We start from the raw sequence: 13,060 nt of genomic DNA on the forward strand, positions 1-13,060 counted from the left end.
AATGGTTTGACGGCGCCGAATGGTCCGTCGCAGCAGCGGGTGATTCGTCAGGCGTTGAGGGCGGCGAAGGTCTCGGCGTCGGATGTGGATGTGGTGGAGGCGCATGGCACCGGTACGAGTCTGGGTGATCCCATTGAGGCGCAGGCTTTGTTGGCGACCTATGGGCGGGATCGTGAGGGGGATCCGTTGTGGCTGGGTTCGGTGAAGTCCAACATCGGTCACACTCAGGCTGCTGCGGGTGCGGCCGGGCTGGTCAAGATGGTGATGGCGCTTGGCGCGGAGCAGTTGCCGTCGACGCTGCATGTGGACTCGCCGTCGTCGCATGTGGATTGGGGGTCGGGGGCGGTGCGGCTGCTGACGGAGGCTCGTGCCTGGCCGAGAGGTGAGCGGCCACGTCGGGCGGGTGTGTCGTCGTTCGGTATCAGCGGGACCAACGCCCACGTCATCCTTGAGGAAGCTCCCGAGACCGCTCCCGCCACCGTGGAGGAGCGGCCGTCGGCACCGCTGCCGGTGGTGCCGTGGGTGCTGTCCGGACGTAGCCCGGACGCGGTGCGCGCACAGGCAGGCCGCCTCGCATGCTTCCTCGATGAGCGGGGACCGCAGGATCGATCCCCGGTCGACGTGGGCTTCTCGCTGGCGACGACCCGCGCGCTGCTCGACCATCGCGCGGTGGTGCTGGGTGCCGACGACGCGGCGCTCCGTACGGGCGTGACCGCTCTGGCCGACGGCGAAGCCTCCGTGGTGTCGGGCGTCGTGTCCGAGGGCCGCACGGCGTGGATGTTCACCGGACAGGGCAGCCAGCGCATCGGCATGGGCCGCGAACTCTACGACCGGTTCCCGGTGTTCGCCCGGACCCTGGACGAGGTGTGCGCCCATCTGGACGCGGAACTCGACGGCGCCGCCGGATTCGATATCACCGTCCGTCAGGCGCTGTTCGCCTCGGACGGCTCGGACGAGGCGGCGCTGCTGGACCGGACTGGGTATGCCCAGACGGCGTTGTTCGCGGTGCAGACCGCCCTCGTGGAGCTGCTGCGCTCCTGTGGCATGAGCCCGGATGTCGTGCTCGGGCACTCCATCGGCGAGCTGGTGGCGGCCCATACCGCCGGCGTCTTCGACCTCGTCGACGCCTCCCGACTGGTCGCGGCGCGCGCCCGGTTGATGCAGGCACTGCCCACGGGGGGTGCGATGGCCGCGATCGAGGCCGGTGAGGACGAGGTGGTGCGCATCCTCGACGAGGCCGCCAAGGCGGCACCCGAGGGCGGGCGGGCCGCGATCGCGGCAGTGAACGGCCCCTCGGCGGTGGTGATCTCCGGGGATGAGGACGCCGTCGAGCGGGCGATGGCGGTGGCGCGTGCGGAGGACCGCCGGGTGTCCCGGCTGCGGGTCAGCCACGCCTTCCACTCACCGCTGATGCGGCCGATGCTGGCGGACTTCGCCCGTATCGCCGAAAGCGTCACCTACCGGCAGCCGGTGCTCCCAGCGGTCAGCACCGTCACCGGGGGCCCGGTGGGGGAACGGGACTGGGCGACGGGAGACTACTGGGTGCGACAGATCCGCCGTCCGGTCCGTTTCCACGACGCGGTGCGGACCGCGACCGGAGAGCTGGGCGTCACCCGCCTGCTGGAGGTCGGCCCCGATCCGGTGCTCACCTCCCTCGTACCGTCCGATGTGGAGACCGCGGTCTCGGTCCTGCGCCGGGACCGCGGCGAGATCGAGAGCCTGCTGACCGCCGCCGCCGAGATGTTCGTACGCGGCACGGACGTGGACTGGGCCGCGCTCTTCACCGGGACCGGCGCCCAGCGGACCGAGCTGCCGACGTATGCCTTCCGGCGCCGCCGCTTCTGGCTGGCGGACCGGGCGGCCGAGCCGGGGACGACACCGCTCCTCTCGCGGTGGGGCGCGGGCGACCATGAGCGGAGTTCGGCCCTTCCGGGGGCGGAGCGCGTCGAGGACCACCGCGAACTGGCCGCCCGTCTCCGGGGCATGACGGCCGAGGAACAGGACCGGACACTGCTCGGTCTGATCACCTCGCAGATCGCGTCCGTTCTCGGCCACACCGACGTGACGGAGGTGGAAACCGGCCGCAGGTTCCTCGAAATGGGCTTCACCTCCCTGTCGATCACCGACCTGCGCACCAGGCTCAGCCGGGCGACCGGACTGGCCCTGACCGCGGAGGCGCTGTTCGAGCACGCGACGCCGCGCGCGCTCGCCACCCATCTTCTGGCCGGACTGGCCGGGTCGGCCGACCCGGCGGCCACCGCCGGGCCGGAACGAGCGGACGGCATGGCGCGGTGCGGCACCGTCACACACCTCTTTCGGCACGCGTTCGACCGGGAGCAGCACGGGCGCGGGCTGGACCTGCTCGACCTCGCGGCAGGAACGCGCCCCAGGTTCCAGGTCCATGACACCGGAGGCGAGGGGCCGACGGGCGCCGAGCCGGTGCGGCTGTCGGACGGCTCGGCGGCCGAGCCCCTGCTGTGCGTCCCGTCGCTGGTGGCCCCGGCGAGCCCGTACCAGTTCGCCCGGTTCGCCCAAGCCCTGCGCGGCACCCGCGACGTCTGGGTCCTGCCCACACCCGGCTGTGGCCCGGGCGAGGCACTTCCGGCCGATCTCGACGCCACCGCCGCCCGGCAGGCGGACGCGGTGCTGCGCGCGTTCGGGGACAAACCGCTCACACTCGTCGCCTACTCCTCGGGGGGCTGGCTCGCCCACACCCTCACCGCGCGACTGGAGGCGGCTGGAACACCGCCGCGGGCGCTGGTCCTGCTGGACACTCCCGCGGGCGCCGGCGACAACCTCGCACTGGGCATGGCGGCCACCACTCACCGGCTGATGCGGCGATTCCCCCAGATCCCGGTGGACGATGACCAGCTCACCGCGATGGCGCACTACGCACGGCTGTTCATGGACTGGCGGCCGCGTCCGATCGAAACCCCGACGCTCTTCGTACAGGCTGCCGAGTTCGTGCCTGAGCTGCTCCTCGAGGCCACGCGGCCGTCCTGGCCGCTTGACCACGAGGTGCTCGAAGTGACCGGCAATCACTTCACCTTGCTGGAGGCGGACGCGGAGACGACCGCGCAGCGGGTGCACGAATGGCTGAACGAGCAAGGATGAAGCGCGGCGGCGGCACGGACCGGTGACCAATGCCGAAGGCCACCGTGCGGGAGGAGAATCCCTCACGGTGGCCTTCGGTATCCGGTCGTCGGCCTCGGGACGGCACCCGGGGTCCCTGACGCGGCCGGTCAGACGCCTGACACGCCCGGTCAGGCGCGCGGTGCGCTCAGGACTCGGCGCGGAGCAGGGGGTTCGGGTCCGCGTGCTCGTACCAGCCGATGAACGGCGGGCACAGGCCCCAGCCGAGCAGGCGCTGCAACTCTTCCGGGTACTCCCGGACGATCTCCTTCGGCACGGCCAGGAACTGGTTCTCCTCCTGGCGGAGGTTGCCGCGCACCAGGGCCATGGTGAGACCGGTCCGCGGATCCTCGGAGAGGTTTGGCCCGCCGCCGTGAAACAGCCCGCCCACCCAGATCAGGCAGGAGCCGGGCTCCATCTCCGCCTGCACCGCCTCCTCCGGCCGCGGGCCGCGTTCCGCCTCCCAGGCGTGGCTGCCCGGATACACCATCGTGGCGCCGTTCTCGTCGGTGAACTCGTCCATCGCCAGCATGATCTGCACGCGGTTGGTCGGCCCGGGGGAGGGCAGCATGTGCGCGATGTCGTCGCGGTGCGCGGGCTGCGGTGTCTCCCCGGGCCAGATCTGGATCACCTGCGTGATGCTGACCTGTACGTTCGGCGCGAGCTCGGTCCGCTGCGGACCGAACCAGCTGGGTACGGGTCGCTCGATGAGGTCGCGGGCGGCGCCGAGGAACAGCGGGTTCAGCGCCACCTCCTCCATATGCCGGGAACGCGCGAACAACGAGCACAGCCTCTTGGTCCGCTGTCCGGCGAACGAGCTGTCCCCGTACCCGGTCTTCTCCAGGGCGGGACCCAGGTCGTCCCAGAGCCCCCTGAGGGTGGTCTTGTCGATCAGGTTTTCCACGATCACACCGCCGTCGCGGTCGAGCGCCGCGGAGACTTCGGCCACCGTGGACGAGGCGGGGAGCCGGGCGAGACGTATGGCCATGGGAATTCCAGGCTCCTTGTTCATCGGAGGAGGGTCACGGACAGAGGGAGGGCAGGGACACAGGGCACTACCAGCGGACCGGTAGCGAATCCAGGCCGAACAGGACGCCGTTGTTCCTGAACGACAACTCCTCGACGGGCCGGGCCAGCTCCAGCGTGGGGATCCGCTCGAACAGCGTCCGGTAGGCGAGCTCCATCTCGGTGCGCACCAGATGCGCCCCGAGACACAGATGCCGGCCGAAGCCGAACGCGATGTGGTGCTGCTCCGAGCGGCCGGGGTCGAACTGGTGCGGGCAGGAGAACACGGAGCCGTCGTGATTGGCCGCGGCGACCAGCGGGGCTATGCCCTCACCGGCCTTGATGAGCTGCCCGGCGATCTCCACGTCCTCCAGGGCAACGCGCAGCGGCACCAGGTCGGCGACGGAGTAGTAGCGCAACAGCTCCTCGACCACCCGGTCGTCGCCGATCCACTGACGGTTCGACAGCAGAGTGCTCGCGCCGAGCGCGATGTTGTTGGCCGTGGTCTCCTGGCCGGCGATGACCAGCAGCATCGCCGCGCCGCCGATCTCCATCGGGGTCATCGTCTCCGACTTGATCATCACGCTGATCAGGTCGTCGCCGGGGCGCCGCTTCCTGATGGCGATCATCCTGCTGAAGTAGCGCAGGATCTGTTTGGACGCCTCGTCGCGCTCCTCGTCGGTGGCGCTCAGCGTGACCAGGACACGGATACGCGACTCGAAGAAACCACGGTCCGCTTGCGGTACCCCGAGCAGCGCGCAAATCACCAGAGAGGGGATCGGCACCGCGAAGTCGGAGGCCAGGTCTGCGGGACTGCCCTTCGCCAGCAGCGCCTCGACACAGTCGTCGACGACCTCCTGGATCCGCGGCCGCAACTCCTTGATGCGCCGGACACTGAACTCCGGGATCAGGACCTTGCGGTACCGGTCGTGCTCGGGCGGGTCCAGCGCCGCGAACCAGCCGGGCACCTGGTCCTGCGCGGGCGGCCCGCCGGTCCGGCCGGGGCTGGGGAAGCCCTCGTGTCCGGGGTTGGAGCTGATCTTCGGGTTGGTGAGCACCGCGCGGACGTCCTCGTACCGCGTCACCAGCCAGACCCGGGCACCGGTGGGCATGGTGGACCAGACCAGCCCCGCCCGCTCGCGGAAGTCCTCGTACTGCGGGGGCGGGAGGGGGTCACCGGGTCGTCTCAGCGGGAAGTCGACGAGTTTCGCGGCGGCGTCCGACATGTCAGCAGTTCCCATTTCTCTCCGCTTCGCAATCCGGTCCGGACCGGCTACCAGGTCACCGGCAGTTCGGCGAGGCCGCCGACCAACTCGCCGCCCCGCGTTCGCAGTTCGCCCAACGGGGCCGCGGGTCGCAGTTCGGGCAGCCTCGAGAACAGGGTGGTGAACGCGGTGCTCAGCTCGACCCGGGCCAGAGGCGCGCCGACGCAGTGCCAGATCCCGTGGCCGAAGGTCAGGTGCTGGTTCGGCGAGCGGGTGATGTCGAACAGCTCCGGCTCGCTGAACGCCTGCTCGTCGAAGTTCGCCAGCGCGAAGTCGAGCAGTACCAGCTCCCCGGCGCGAATGGTCACGCCGGCGATCTCGATGTCCTCACTCGCGTACCGCGGCAAGGTCGCCCCGGCTCGCTTGGCGGACCGCAGGACCTCCTCGACCGTGCCGGTCAGCAGGGCCGGATCCCGGAGCACCGCGTCGCGCTGCTCCGGGTGGGCGGACAGCAGCACCACGCCGAGATCGATGTGGGTCGCGACACTCTCCAGTCCGGCGAACAACAGGACCGCGGCCAGCGAACCGACATGGTCGTCCGGGAGGCCCGCCGCGCACATCCGGGAGATCACATCGTCGCCCGGCTCCGCCCGCTTGCGCGCGGAGACCCCGGCGAGTAGATCGAACAGGGCTTTCGGTCCGGTGGCCATGGACTGCCCGGTGTCGATCTGACCCATGCCGGCCAGCAGCGCCGCGCACCGCTCCCGGCCCTCGTCCGGCACCCCGATCAGCTCGCACAGGATCCGCAGGGAGAACGGCAACGAGAAGTACGCGTGCAGGTCGACCGGCCGTTCCCGCGCTGCGAAGTCCTCCACTAGGTCACTCGCCAGCTCCTCGATGCGCGGGCGCAGAGCGCGGATGCGCTTCGCCGAGAAGTTCGGTGTGAACAGTGCGCGTGTCCGGGCGTGCGCCTCGCGCGCAACCTGCGGGTCGTCGGCGACGAGCAGGTCGAGCAGGGAGTTCTTGACGTACCTGGGAGCGGATTCCGGGCTCGGGTGGGAGCGGCCCAGCCGCTCGTCGTGGAGCAGCTTCTTCACCTCGGCATGCCGGGTGACCAGCCAGGCTTCGTCACCCGCCGGCGTTTGGACCCGGCAGACCGGAGCGCTCGCCCGCAGCTCCCGCAGCGGGCTCGGGTCCAGCACGGGCCGCGCCTCGGTGGTCAGGGCGGGCAGCTCTGGGGATGTCGGCACAGGCCCCTCCTCAATGTCCTGCCGAAGCGCTCTGTCCCGCCGAACGGGCCGCTTCGAGCTCTCTGGCGATCTCGTTGTTCACCTCGGCCTGATGGTCGGCGAGGAAGAAGTGGCCCCCGGGGAACACCTTGACCTGGAACCAGCCCTCGGTGTGCGGCCGCCAGGCGATCGCCTCTTCCAGCGTCGTCTTCGGGTCAGCGTCGCCGGTCAGGACGGTGATGGGACAGCGGACTTTCCGGCCCGGCTCGCAGGTGTACGTCTCGATCGCCCGGTAGTCGCCGCGAATCGCGGGCAGCGCCATCCTCAGCAGCTCGTCATCGCCGAACACCGCCGAGTCGGTGCCGTTGAGCAGCCTGAGCTCGGAGATGATGCCGTTGGCGTCGCGCTTGTGTACCTGCTCGTCCCGGCGGGTCGAGGGGGCGCGCCGCCCGGAGGCGATCAACGAGTGGGGCGGTTTGGCTCCTTGCTGTTCGAGCCGGAAAGCGGTCTCGAAGGCCAGCACCGCACCCATGCTGTGCCCGAAGAAGACCGTGGGCTTGTCGCTGAGGGCCTGGATCTCCTCGACGAGCAGGTCGGCGAGCGCGCCGATGTCCTCGATGCACGGCTCGCGGCGCCGGTCCTGACGGCCGGGGTACTGGAGGGCCACCACGTCGGCGTCGGGCGAGAATCGTGCCGACACCGGGTGGAAGAAGCTCGCCGAACCGCCCGCGTGAGGGAAGCAAATGAGCCGCACGGTACTGCCACCGGATGAGTGATACCGGCGGATCCAGGCCGTTGTGGCGTCGTCCTTCGTTTCCAAGTCTCGTCGGTCCCTTCCGATCCAGATCGCGCTGTCGCGCTGTCTTCAGTGGAGTCCGAACCGCACCCGCAAATCCTTAGTCTTGGCCGGCCTCGGTGCGGGCAGCGGGAAGGCCGGGGGACACTACTCGGCGGCTTCGCGGAACCGGTTGATGAACGGCAGGTGACGGGCGCGGGCCTGAGGGTCCTGGACGCCGAGGCCCTCGGTCGGTGCGAGGCACAGTACGCCGACCTTGCCGCTGTGCCGGTTCTCCTGGACCCGCCGCACCGCCGCCGGGGTCTGGGCCAGCGGGAATACGGTGGACAGGGTGGGGTGGATCTTTCCCTTGGCAATGAGGCGGTTGGCCTCCCATGCCTCGCGGTAGTTGGCGAAATGGGAGCCGATGATGCGCTTCAGCTGCATCCACAGGTAGCGGTTGTCGTACTCGTGGGTGTAGCCGGAGGTCGAGGCGCAGGTGACGATCGTGCCGCCCTTGCGGGTGACGTACACCGAAGCGCCGAAGGTCTCCCGGCCGGGGTGCTCGAAGACGATGTCGACGTCCTCGCCGCCGGTCAGCTCGCGGATCTCCTTTCCGAAGCGCTTCCACTCCTTCGGATTCGGGGTCCGCTCGTCCGACCAGAATCGGAAGTCCTCAGCGCTGCGGTCGATGACGGCCTCGGCACCCATGGACCGGCAGAGCTCCGCCTTGGCGTCCGAGGACACCACACAGACGGGGTTGGCGCCGCCGTGCAAGGCGAACTGGGTCGCGTACGAGCCGAGTCCGCCGCTCGCCCCCCAGATCAGCACGTTGTCGCCCTGCTTCATCCCGGCACCGTTCCGGGACACCAACTGCCGATACGCGGTGGAGTTCACCAGCCCCGAGCAGGCCGCTTCCTCCCAGGTCAGATGTGCCGGCTTGGGCATGAGCTGGTTGGACTTGACGAGGGCGATCTCGGCGAGGCCGCCGAAGTTCGTCTCGAAGCCCCAGATGCGCTGCTCGGGGTCGAGCATCGTGTCGTTGTGCCCGTCGGAGCTCTCCAACTCCACCGACAGACAGTGCGCCACCACCCGGTCCCCGGGCTTCCAGCGCCGCACCCCGGGCCCGGTGCGCAGCACGACCCCGGCCAGATCGGATCCGACGACGTGATACGGCAGGTCGTGCCGGGCACCCTCCGGCCCGGCCTTGGCGTAGCGCTCCAGGAAGGCGAAGGTCGGCAGCGGTTCGAAGATCGCGCTCCACACCGTGTTGTAATTGATAGCGCTCGCCATGACCGCGATCAGCACCTCACCGGCGCAGGGCGACGGCGTCGGAACCTCGCTGATGTGCAGCGATTTCTCCGGATCCTTGTCCGAGGAAGCGAGCCCCTCGAACATCCCGGCCTCCTCCTTCAGCGTGAGCGCTCCGCGATAGGAATCAGGAACGGGGAGCGCGGCGAAGTCTTCGGAGACAGCGTCATCGGAGAGAACGGCGCTGATGATTTCTTTCACGAGATTCCGGTCCTCGGGTCGGGATGAAAGGAAGGCGTTCGACTAATCCCGCGTCATGCACAGTGTGCACAGTTCCTTCCACGCACGCCGCGTCAACGATCGCTGAGACGGGCCCGTGCAAGGTAGCGTCTCAATTCCCCGGAAATCACTAGCCTCGAAGGCTGGGGCGGTTCGTTTCGGGTGATCGAGTGGGTGCCGGGCGCTGTCACCACCCTGCTTTGAGGTGCTTTCTCACGACAGCTCACCGGACGGATGCGGCGCTCGGTTGGCGCCCGCAGCCGGAAGGCGACGACGAGACGGGGTGCGCTCTCCCGTGATCAGGATGCGGTCCGTGGCCTCGCGGCGGCATGATCCGATCCAGCGTTCTGCGGTGGCGTTCATCCGGGGCACCTCCGGCAGTGTCGGGATGACCCGTACGCCGATCGCTTGGAAGACGGTGTCGAAGCTGGCTGCGCAGCACGGCAGCGCGCACCTTGATCAGGTTCCGGACCAGCGCGGTGACGATCGACAGCGGCATCGGCGGATCATCCCAGGCGCGGTGCAGGCCGCCGCCTGTGCGGAGAAGACACAGGCCAGAGACCTGCGACTGGTCATGCGCATGCAGACCGTCATGCCGCCCGGGCGAAACGCCGCCGCTCGTAACGCAGAAACGAATGTGCCTGTGCCCGGGTTCTCGACCGGACAGAGACACATTCGTCGTTTCTGGGCCCGCAGACACCGCGGAAGCAGCGCCGCATTATGTGCCGGCGCCCGTGAAAAAATCTATCGCTACATCCTCAAAAATGAATTTGTGCAGCAATAGGCCGAGCAATGCGCCCGCTATTGACTAGGCGCCGCATGCCCGACTCACTCAAACGGCGACGGGGCCGACGCCAGGGGCCTCGATGCTGATGGTGGGGGTGTCAGCGTTGACGTCGGCGTTGACGGCAACGCCGATGCCGAAGCCGCCGGCGACGTTGTCCAGCTCGGCGTCGGAAATCTCGGCGGTCTCGACTCGGGTGAAGTCCATGACTTTCCCTTCCTTTGCAATGGAATGTTTCACAAATGACATACGGACGATTGAACAAGCGCTCACCAGCCGCATGACTGCCATTTGCCAGCCTGAAGCCGATGGGCGTTCACGTAAGCCCGTGCCGACGCGATGAAAGCACGCCAAGTACTGACCGAACCAGTCGAGCCACCGTGCGCGCATGACGCATTTCGCCAGAAAGCACCAAAAGAAACGGGGGGTTTCACATGACCCTCACAATCGGCGAACTCGTCGGACGCATCGACCTCGACGCGTTCGGGGGCAGCGCTGCAACTGCTCGACCCGCCGGCCCCCGAGGCCGCGCCCATCCCCGCCGAAACTCCGACCGTCCGGTCGCCGACGTCCATCAAGCCCGCCAGGGGCCGCGCCCGCCGCGCTGTGGCCCAGGTGTGAGGCGGCAGGCCGTACGGCTGCGCCGTCCCGTGGGAACGGCCACGCGAAGATTCGCGTGCCGATGAGGTAGACAAGTCGAACCAGCACGAGGACTGATCGTGCCGGATACCTGCTGGTCAGTTGCGTTACCTCAGGTCAAACCCGGTGAAGCCATTTTGGAGAGCTACGGGGCCGGTGAGGTGGGTGCGGGCCGACCGCCGGAACGCCGCGAGCAACCGGTTGGGGTCGGCGGCGCGGGTGGCCAGCACGACGTGACCGGGATCGACGCCACGCAGGGGGATCGTGATGATGTCGGGTCGTAGGCGGGCGGTGGTCGGCATGATGGCCACCGCCTGTCCCGAAGCGACGAATTCCAGCTTGTCCTCGGCCACTTGGGCCAGCGGACCACCGGGGGCGGGGCGTCCGTCGGGGCGGGGGTCGATGCGCCAGTAGGCGTTCCATGCCGGGTCGGGCACCCGGGGCAGCGGCTCGTCAGCGATGTCGTCGAGTGTGACCGATTCCCTGCCGGCCAACGGGTGGTCGAGGGAGACCGCCAGCACGCGGGCCTCGTCGTACAGGGTGGTGACCGCCAGGCCGTCGGTGGTCAGTGGCAGCCGGGTGACCACAGCGTCGACACGGTGATCAAGGAGTGCCTCGCGTGGGCTGTCCCAGCTGAGGTACGAGGTGTGGATGTCGGCGTCCGGGTGGTGGTGGCGCATGTGGCGTACGGCGGCGGTGATGAGCAGGTCCGCGGTGTAGCCGATGGTGATGCGCTGCGGTTGTGCCGCTGCGCGGGCAGCGGCCGTGGCGTGAGCGGCCGAACGGAGCAACGCCTTGGCGCGGGGCAAGAACGCTTCGCCCGCTTCGGTGAGTCGGCTGCCCCGGGCGGTTCGTTCCAGCAGCCGGGCGCCGACCTGCGTCTCCAGCTTGCTGATCTGTCGGCTCAGTGAGGGCTGCGTGATGCGCAACTGCTCGGCGGCGCTGACGAACCGCCGGTGTTCCGCGAGCACGGTGAAGTAGCGCACCAGGCGCAGGTCGAGGTCCGCCGACGGTTTGGGCACGGGAGAACCGTATCGCGGAAGCCGCGACGTGCAGGTATGCCTGTTTCGTGTAACTCGATACGGATCAGGGCTTGGACAGTGGGGAGGGGGGCTCCGCAGTATCGGGGATACGGAGCGGGCGTGCGGGGTGGCTGCACCGGCTCGCTCTCGTTTTCGCGCTCCGGCGGGTTTTCGGGACGCCGCTCGCGTCGCATCGTTGCCCGTCGACCTCGTGGGTCGACCTCGTGGAAGGAATCTTCATGTGCCAGGACTTCGCCGGTCGAACCGTGCTGATCACCGGTTCGACAAGCGGTATCGGCCGCGAGACGGCGCGGCAGTTCGCTGCCTGCGGTGCCCGCGTCATCATCACCGGCCGGGACAGGGCCCGTGGGGAGGAAGCGGTCGCCGTGATCGCCCAGGACGGCGGTCGTGCCCATTTCGTCGCTGCGGACCTGGCCGATGCCGATAGCGTGCTCTACCTCGCCCATCAGGCACTCGACCTCGGCGGCGGGCATGTGGATGTGCTGGTCAACAATGCCAGCCTGCTCTCCTACGCGGCGACCGCGGACGTCAAGGCCGATGAGTTCGACACCGTCGTGGCGGTCAACGTCCGCGCCGCGCTGTTGCTGGTGGGCGTGCTAGCGCCGAGAATGGCCGAGCGCGGTGACGGCGCGATCGTCAACGTCACGACGATCGTGGCCAACCGGGGTATCCCCGGGTTTTCTCTGTACGGTTCCAGCAAGGCGGCGTTGCAGATGCTCACCAAGTCCTGGGCGGCGGAGTTCGGTTCCGCCGGGGTGCGGGTCAACGCCGTCAGCCCCGGTCCCACCCGCACGGAGGGCATGGCGGGCCATGACGACATGCTGGAGGCGACGGCCGCGCAAGCACCGGCCAACCAGGTCGGCACGCCGCAGGACGTCGCTCGCGCGATCGTCTTCCTCGCGTCACCCGGCGCCGGGATGATCCACGGCGCCGTCCTGCCCGTCGACGGTGGGCGCCTCGCCGTCTGATGACAGCCTCGCCCCGCACCCTGCCGTATCACCGCGTCGTGGCCTGAAGCAGATTCAACGCAGGGAGCAGGGGAAGACGTGGTCGACAGCGGCGCTGTCACCTGGCGTGATGGGTTGAGCGATGAGGCAGCGGTCGTACTGGAATCCGATCAGCGCGTCGGTGACCCTGGTGACCCAGCGACAGCGGCGCTTGTCCGTGCGCTGCAGTGTCCCCCGGTCCATCGAGAATCCCTCGTCGATGACGCTGCGGCCGATGCCCGCGGGGAAGGAGCTTTCCACGATGTCCCGCCGAGCGGCCAGCTCGGCACGCAGCCCCGGAGCTTGCTCGCCCTGGGCGATGGTGCGCAGTTCGGAAGTCAGGCGCACGATCCGCTGGTGCGAGTTGCCGGTCCCGGGCGAGTTCCCCCTGGATCCTGCGGCAGCCCCAGCGCGGGTTCTCCCGCGTCAGCCGCAGCACCAACTCCTTCGCCACTTCCGCTGTCGCCGGCCGGCCCGGCCTGGTCCGGCACTCGCTGTAGTCCCACCTGCGTGTAACGAGACGCCGATGCCAGCGGAGCAACGTCCCTGGCGTGACAGGTAACACCTGCGCCCAGCGAGCCCGGGGTATCGGCGGGGACAATGCCGCGAACCACAACCGGTCCACCCACTGGTACCGCACCGGACTCGCAAGTTGCCTGCGCAGCACCGGGTTCTCGTGCCGGAGCACGAGCAATTCAGCTTCTCTGGCCATCCGCCGACGCAGCAACACCG

11 protein-coding genes are annotated in these 13,060 nt (G+C 69.0%); 3 read left to right on the forward strand and 8 right to left on the reverse strand.

The window, feature by feature from the left end; translation table 11 throughout:
- A partial coding sequence (locus tag ACH4SI_RS00005) for a type I polyketide synthase (protein WP_398290777.1) occupies window positions 1-3,114 on the forward strand: 3,114 nt, incomplete at its 5' end.
- Between the two features lie 166 nt (window positions 3,115-3,280).
- On the opposite strand, the gene ACH4SI_RS00010 is transcribed toward ACH4SI_RS00005, so the two are convergent.
- From ACH4SI_RS00010 to ccrA, 5 genes are all read right to left on the reverse strand, one after another.
- Complete coding sequence (locus tag ACH4SI_RS00010; protein WP_398290779.1) at window positions 3,281-4,120, reverse strand: phytanoyl-CoA dioxygenase family protein; 840 nt, start codon at window positions 4,118-4,120, stop codon at window positions 3,281-3,283.
- A gap of 67 nt (window positions 4,121-4,187) precedes the next feature.
- Entirely contained in the window at window positions 4,188-5,378 is a 1,191-nt protein-coding gene (locus ACH4SI_RS00015) for a cytochrome P450 (protein ID WP_398290781.1), read from the reverse strand.
- A 32-nt stretch (window positions 5,379-5,410) separates the two neighbouring features.
- Window positions 5,411-6,592 carry a cytochrome P450 gene (locus ACH4SI_RS00020; RefSeq protein ID WP_398290784.1) on the reverse strand — a complete coding sequence of 394 codons (1,182 nt, stop codon included), beginning with the start codon at window positions 6,590-6,592 and terminating at the stop codon, window positions 5,411-5,413.
- Window positions 6,593-6,602: 10 nt separating this feature from the next.
- Entirely contained in the window at window positions 6,603-7,391 is a 789-nt protein-coding gene (locus tag ACH4SI_RS00025) for a thioesterase II family protein (RefSeq protein WP_398290786.1), read from the reverse strand.
- Between the two features lie 123 nt (window positions 7,392-7,514).
- Window positions 7,515-8,858: a crotonyl-CoA carboxylase/reductase gene (gene ccrA / locus ACH4SI_RS00030; RefSeq protein WP_398290788.1), complete on the reverse strand. Its 1,344-nt coding sequence runs from the start codon at window positions 8,856-8,858 to the stop codon at window positions 7,515-7,517.
- A 331-nt stretch (window positions 8,859-9,189) separates the two neighbouring features.
- On the opposite strand from ccrA, the gene ACH4SI_RS00035 reads away from it, so the two are divergent.
- The gene (locus ACH4SI_RS00035) at window positions 9,190-9,660 is read left to right on the forward strand and encodes a hypothetical protein (protein WP_398290790.1); all 471 of its coding nucleotides are present in this window, start codon (window positions 9,190-9,192) and stop codon (window positions 9,658-9,660) included.
- Between the two features lie 48 nt (window positions 9,661-9,708).
- Here the strand turns inward: ACH4SI_RS00035 and ACH4SI_RS00040 are convergent, their stop codons facing one another.
- Both ACH4SI_RS00040 and ACH4SI_RS00045 read right to left on the reverse strand, forming a co-directional pair.
- Window positions 9,709-9,867, reverse strand: a complete 159-nt coding sequence (locus ACH4SI_RS00040) for a hypothetical protein (protein ID WP_398290792.1) — start codon at window positions 9,865-9,867, stop codon at window positions 9,709-9,711.
- A gap of 539 nt (window positions 9,868-10,406) precedes the next feature.
- The gene (locus ACH4SI_RS00045; protein WP_398290794.1) at window positions 10,407-11,321 is read right to left on the reverse strand and encodes a LysR family transcriptional regulator; all 915 of its coding nucleotides are present in this window, start codon (window positions 11,319-11,321) and stop codon (window positions 10,407-10,409) included.
- Between the two features lie 266 nt (window positions 11,322-11,587).
- Between ACH4SI_RS00045 and ACH4SI_RS00050 the strand changes: the two genes are divergently transcribed.
- Complete coding sequence (locus ACH4SI_RS00050) at window positions 11,588-12,310, forward strand: SDR family NAD(P)-dependent oxidoreductase (RefSeq protein WP_398290796.1); 723 nt, start codon at window positions 11,588-11,590, stop codon at window positions 12,308-12,310.
- A gap of 54 nt (window positions 12,311-12,364) precedes the next feature.
- Here the strand turns inward: ACH4SI_RS00050 and ACH4SI_RS00055 are convergent, their stop codons facing one another.
- Entirely contained in the window at window positions 12,365-12,676 is a 312-nt protein-coding gene (locus ACH4SI_RS00055; protein WP_398290798.1) for a hypothetical protein, read from the reverse strand.
- Between the last annotated feature and the right edge of the window lie 384 nt (window positions 12,677-13,060).

Source organism: Streptomyces sp. NPDC021212 (genome assembly GCF_044332925.1).
Classification (GTDB): domain Bacteria; phylum Actinomycetota; class Actinomycetes; order Streptomycetales; family Streptomycetaceae; genus Streptomyces.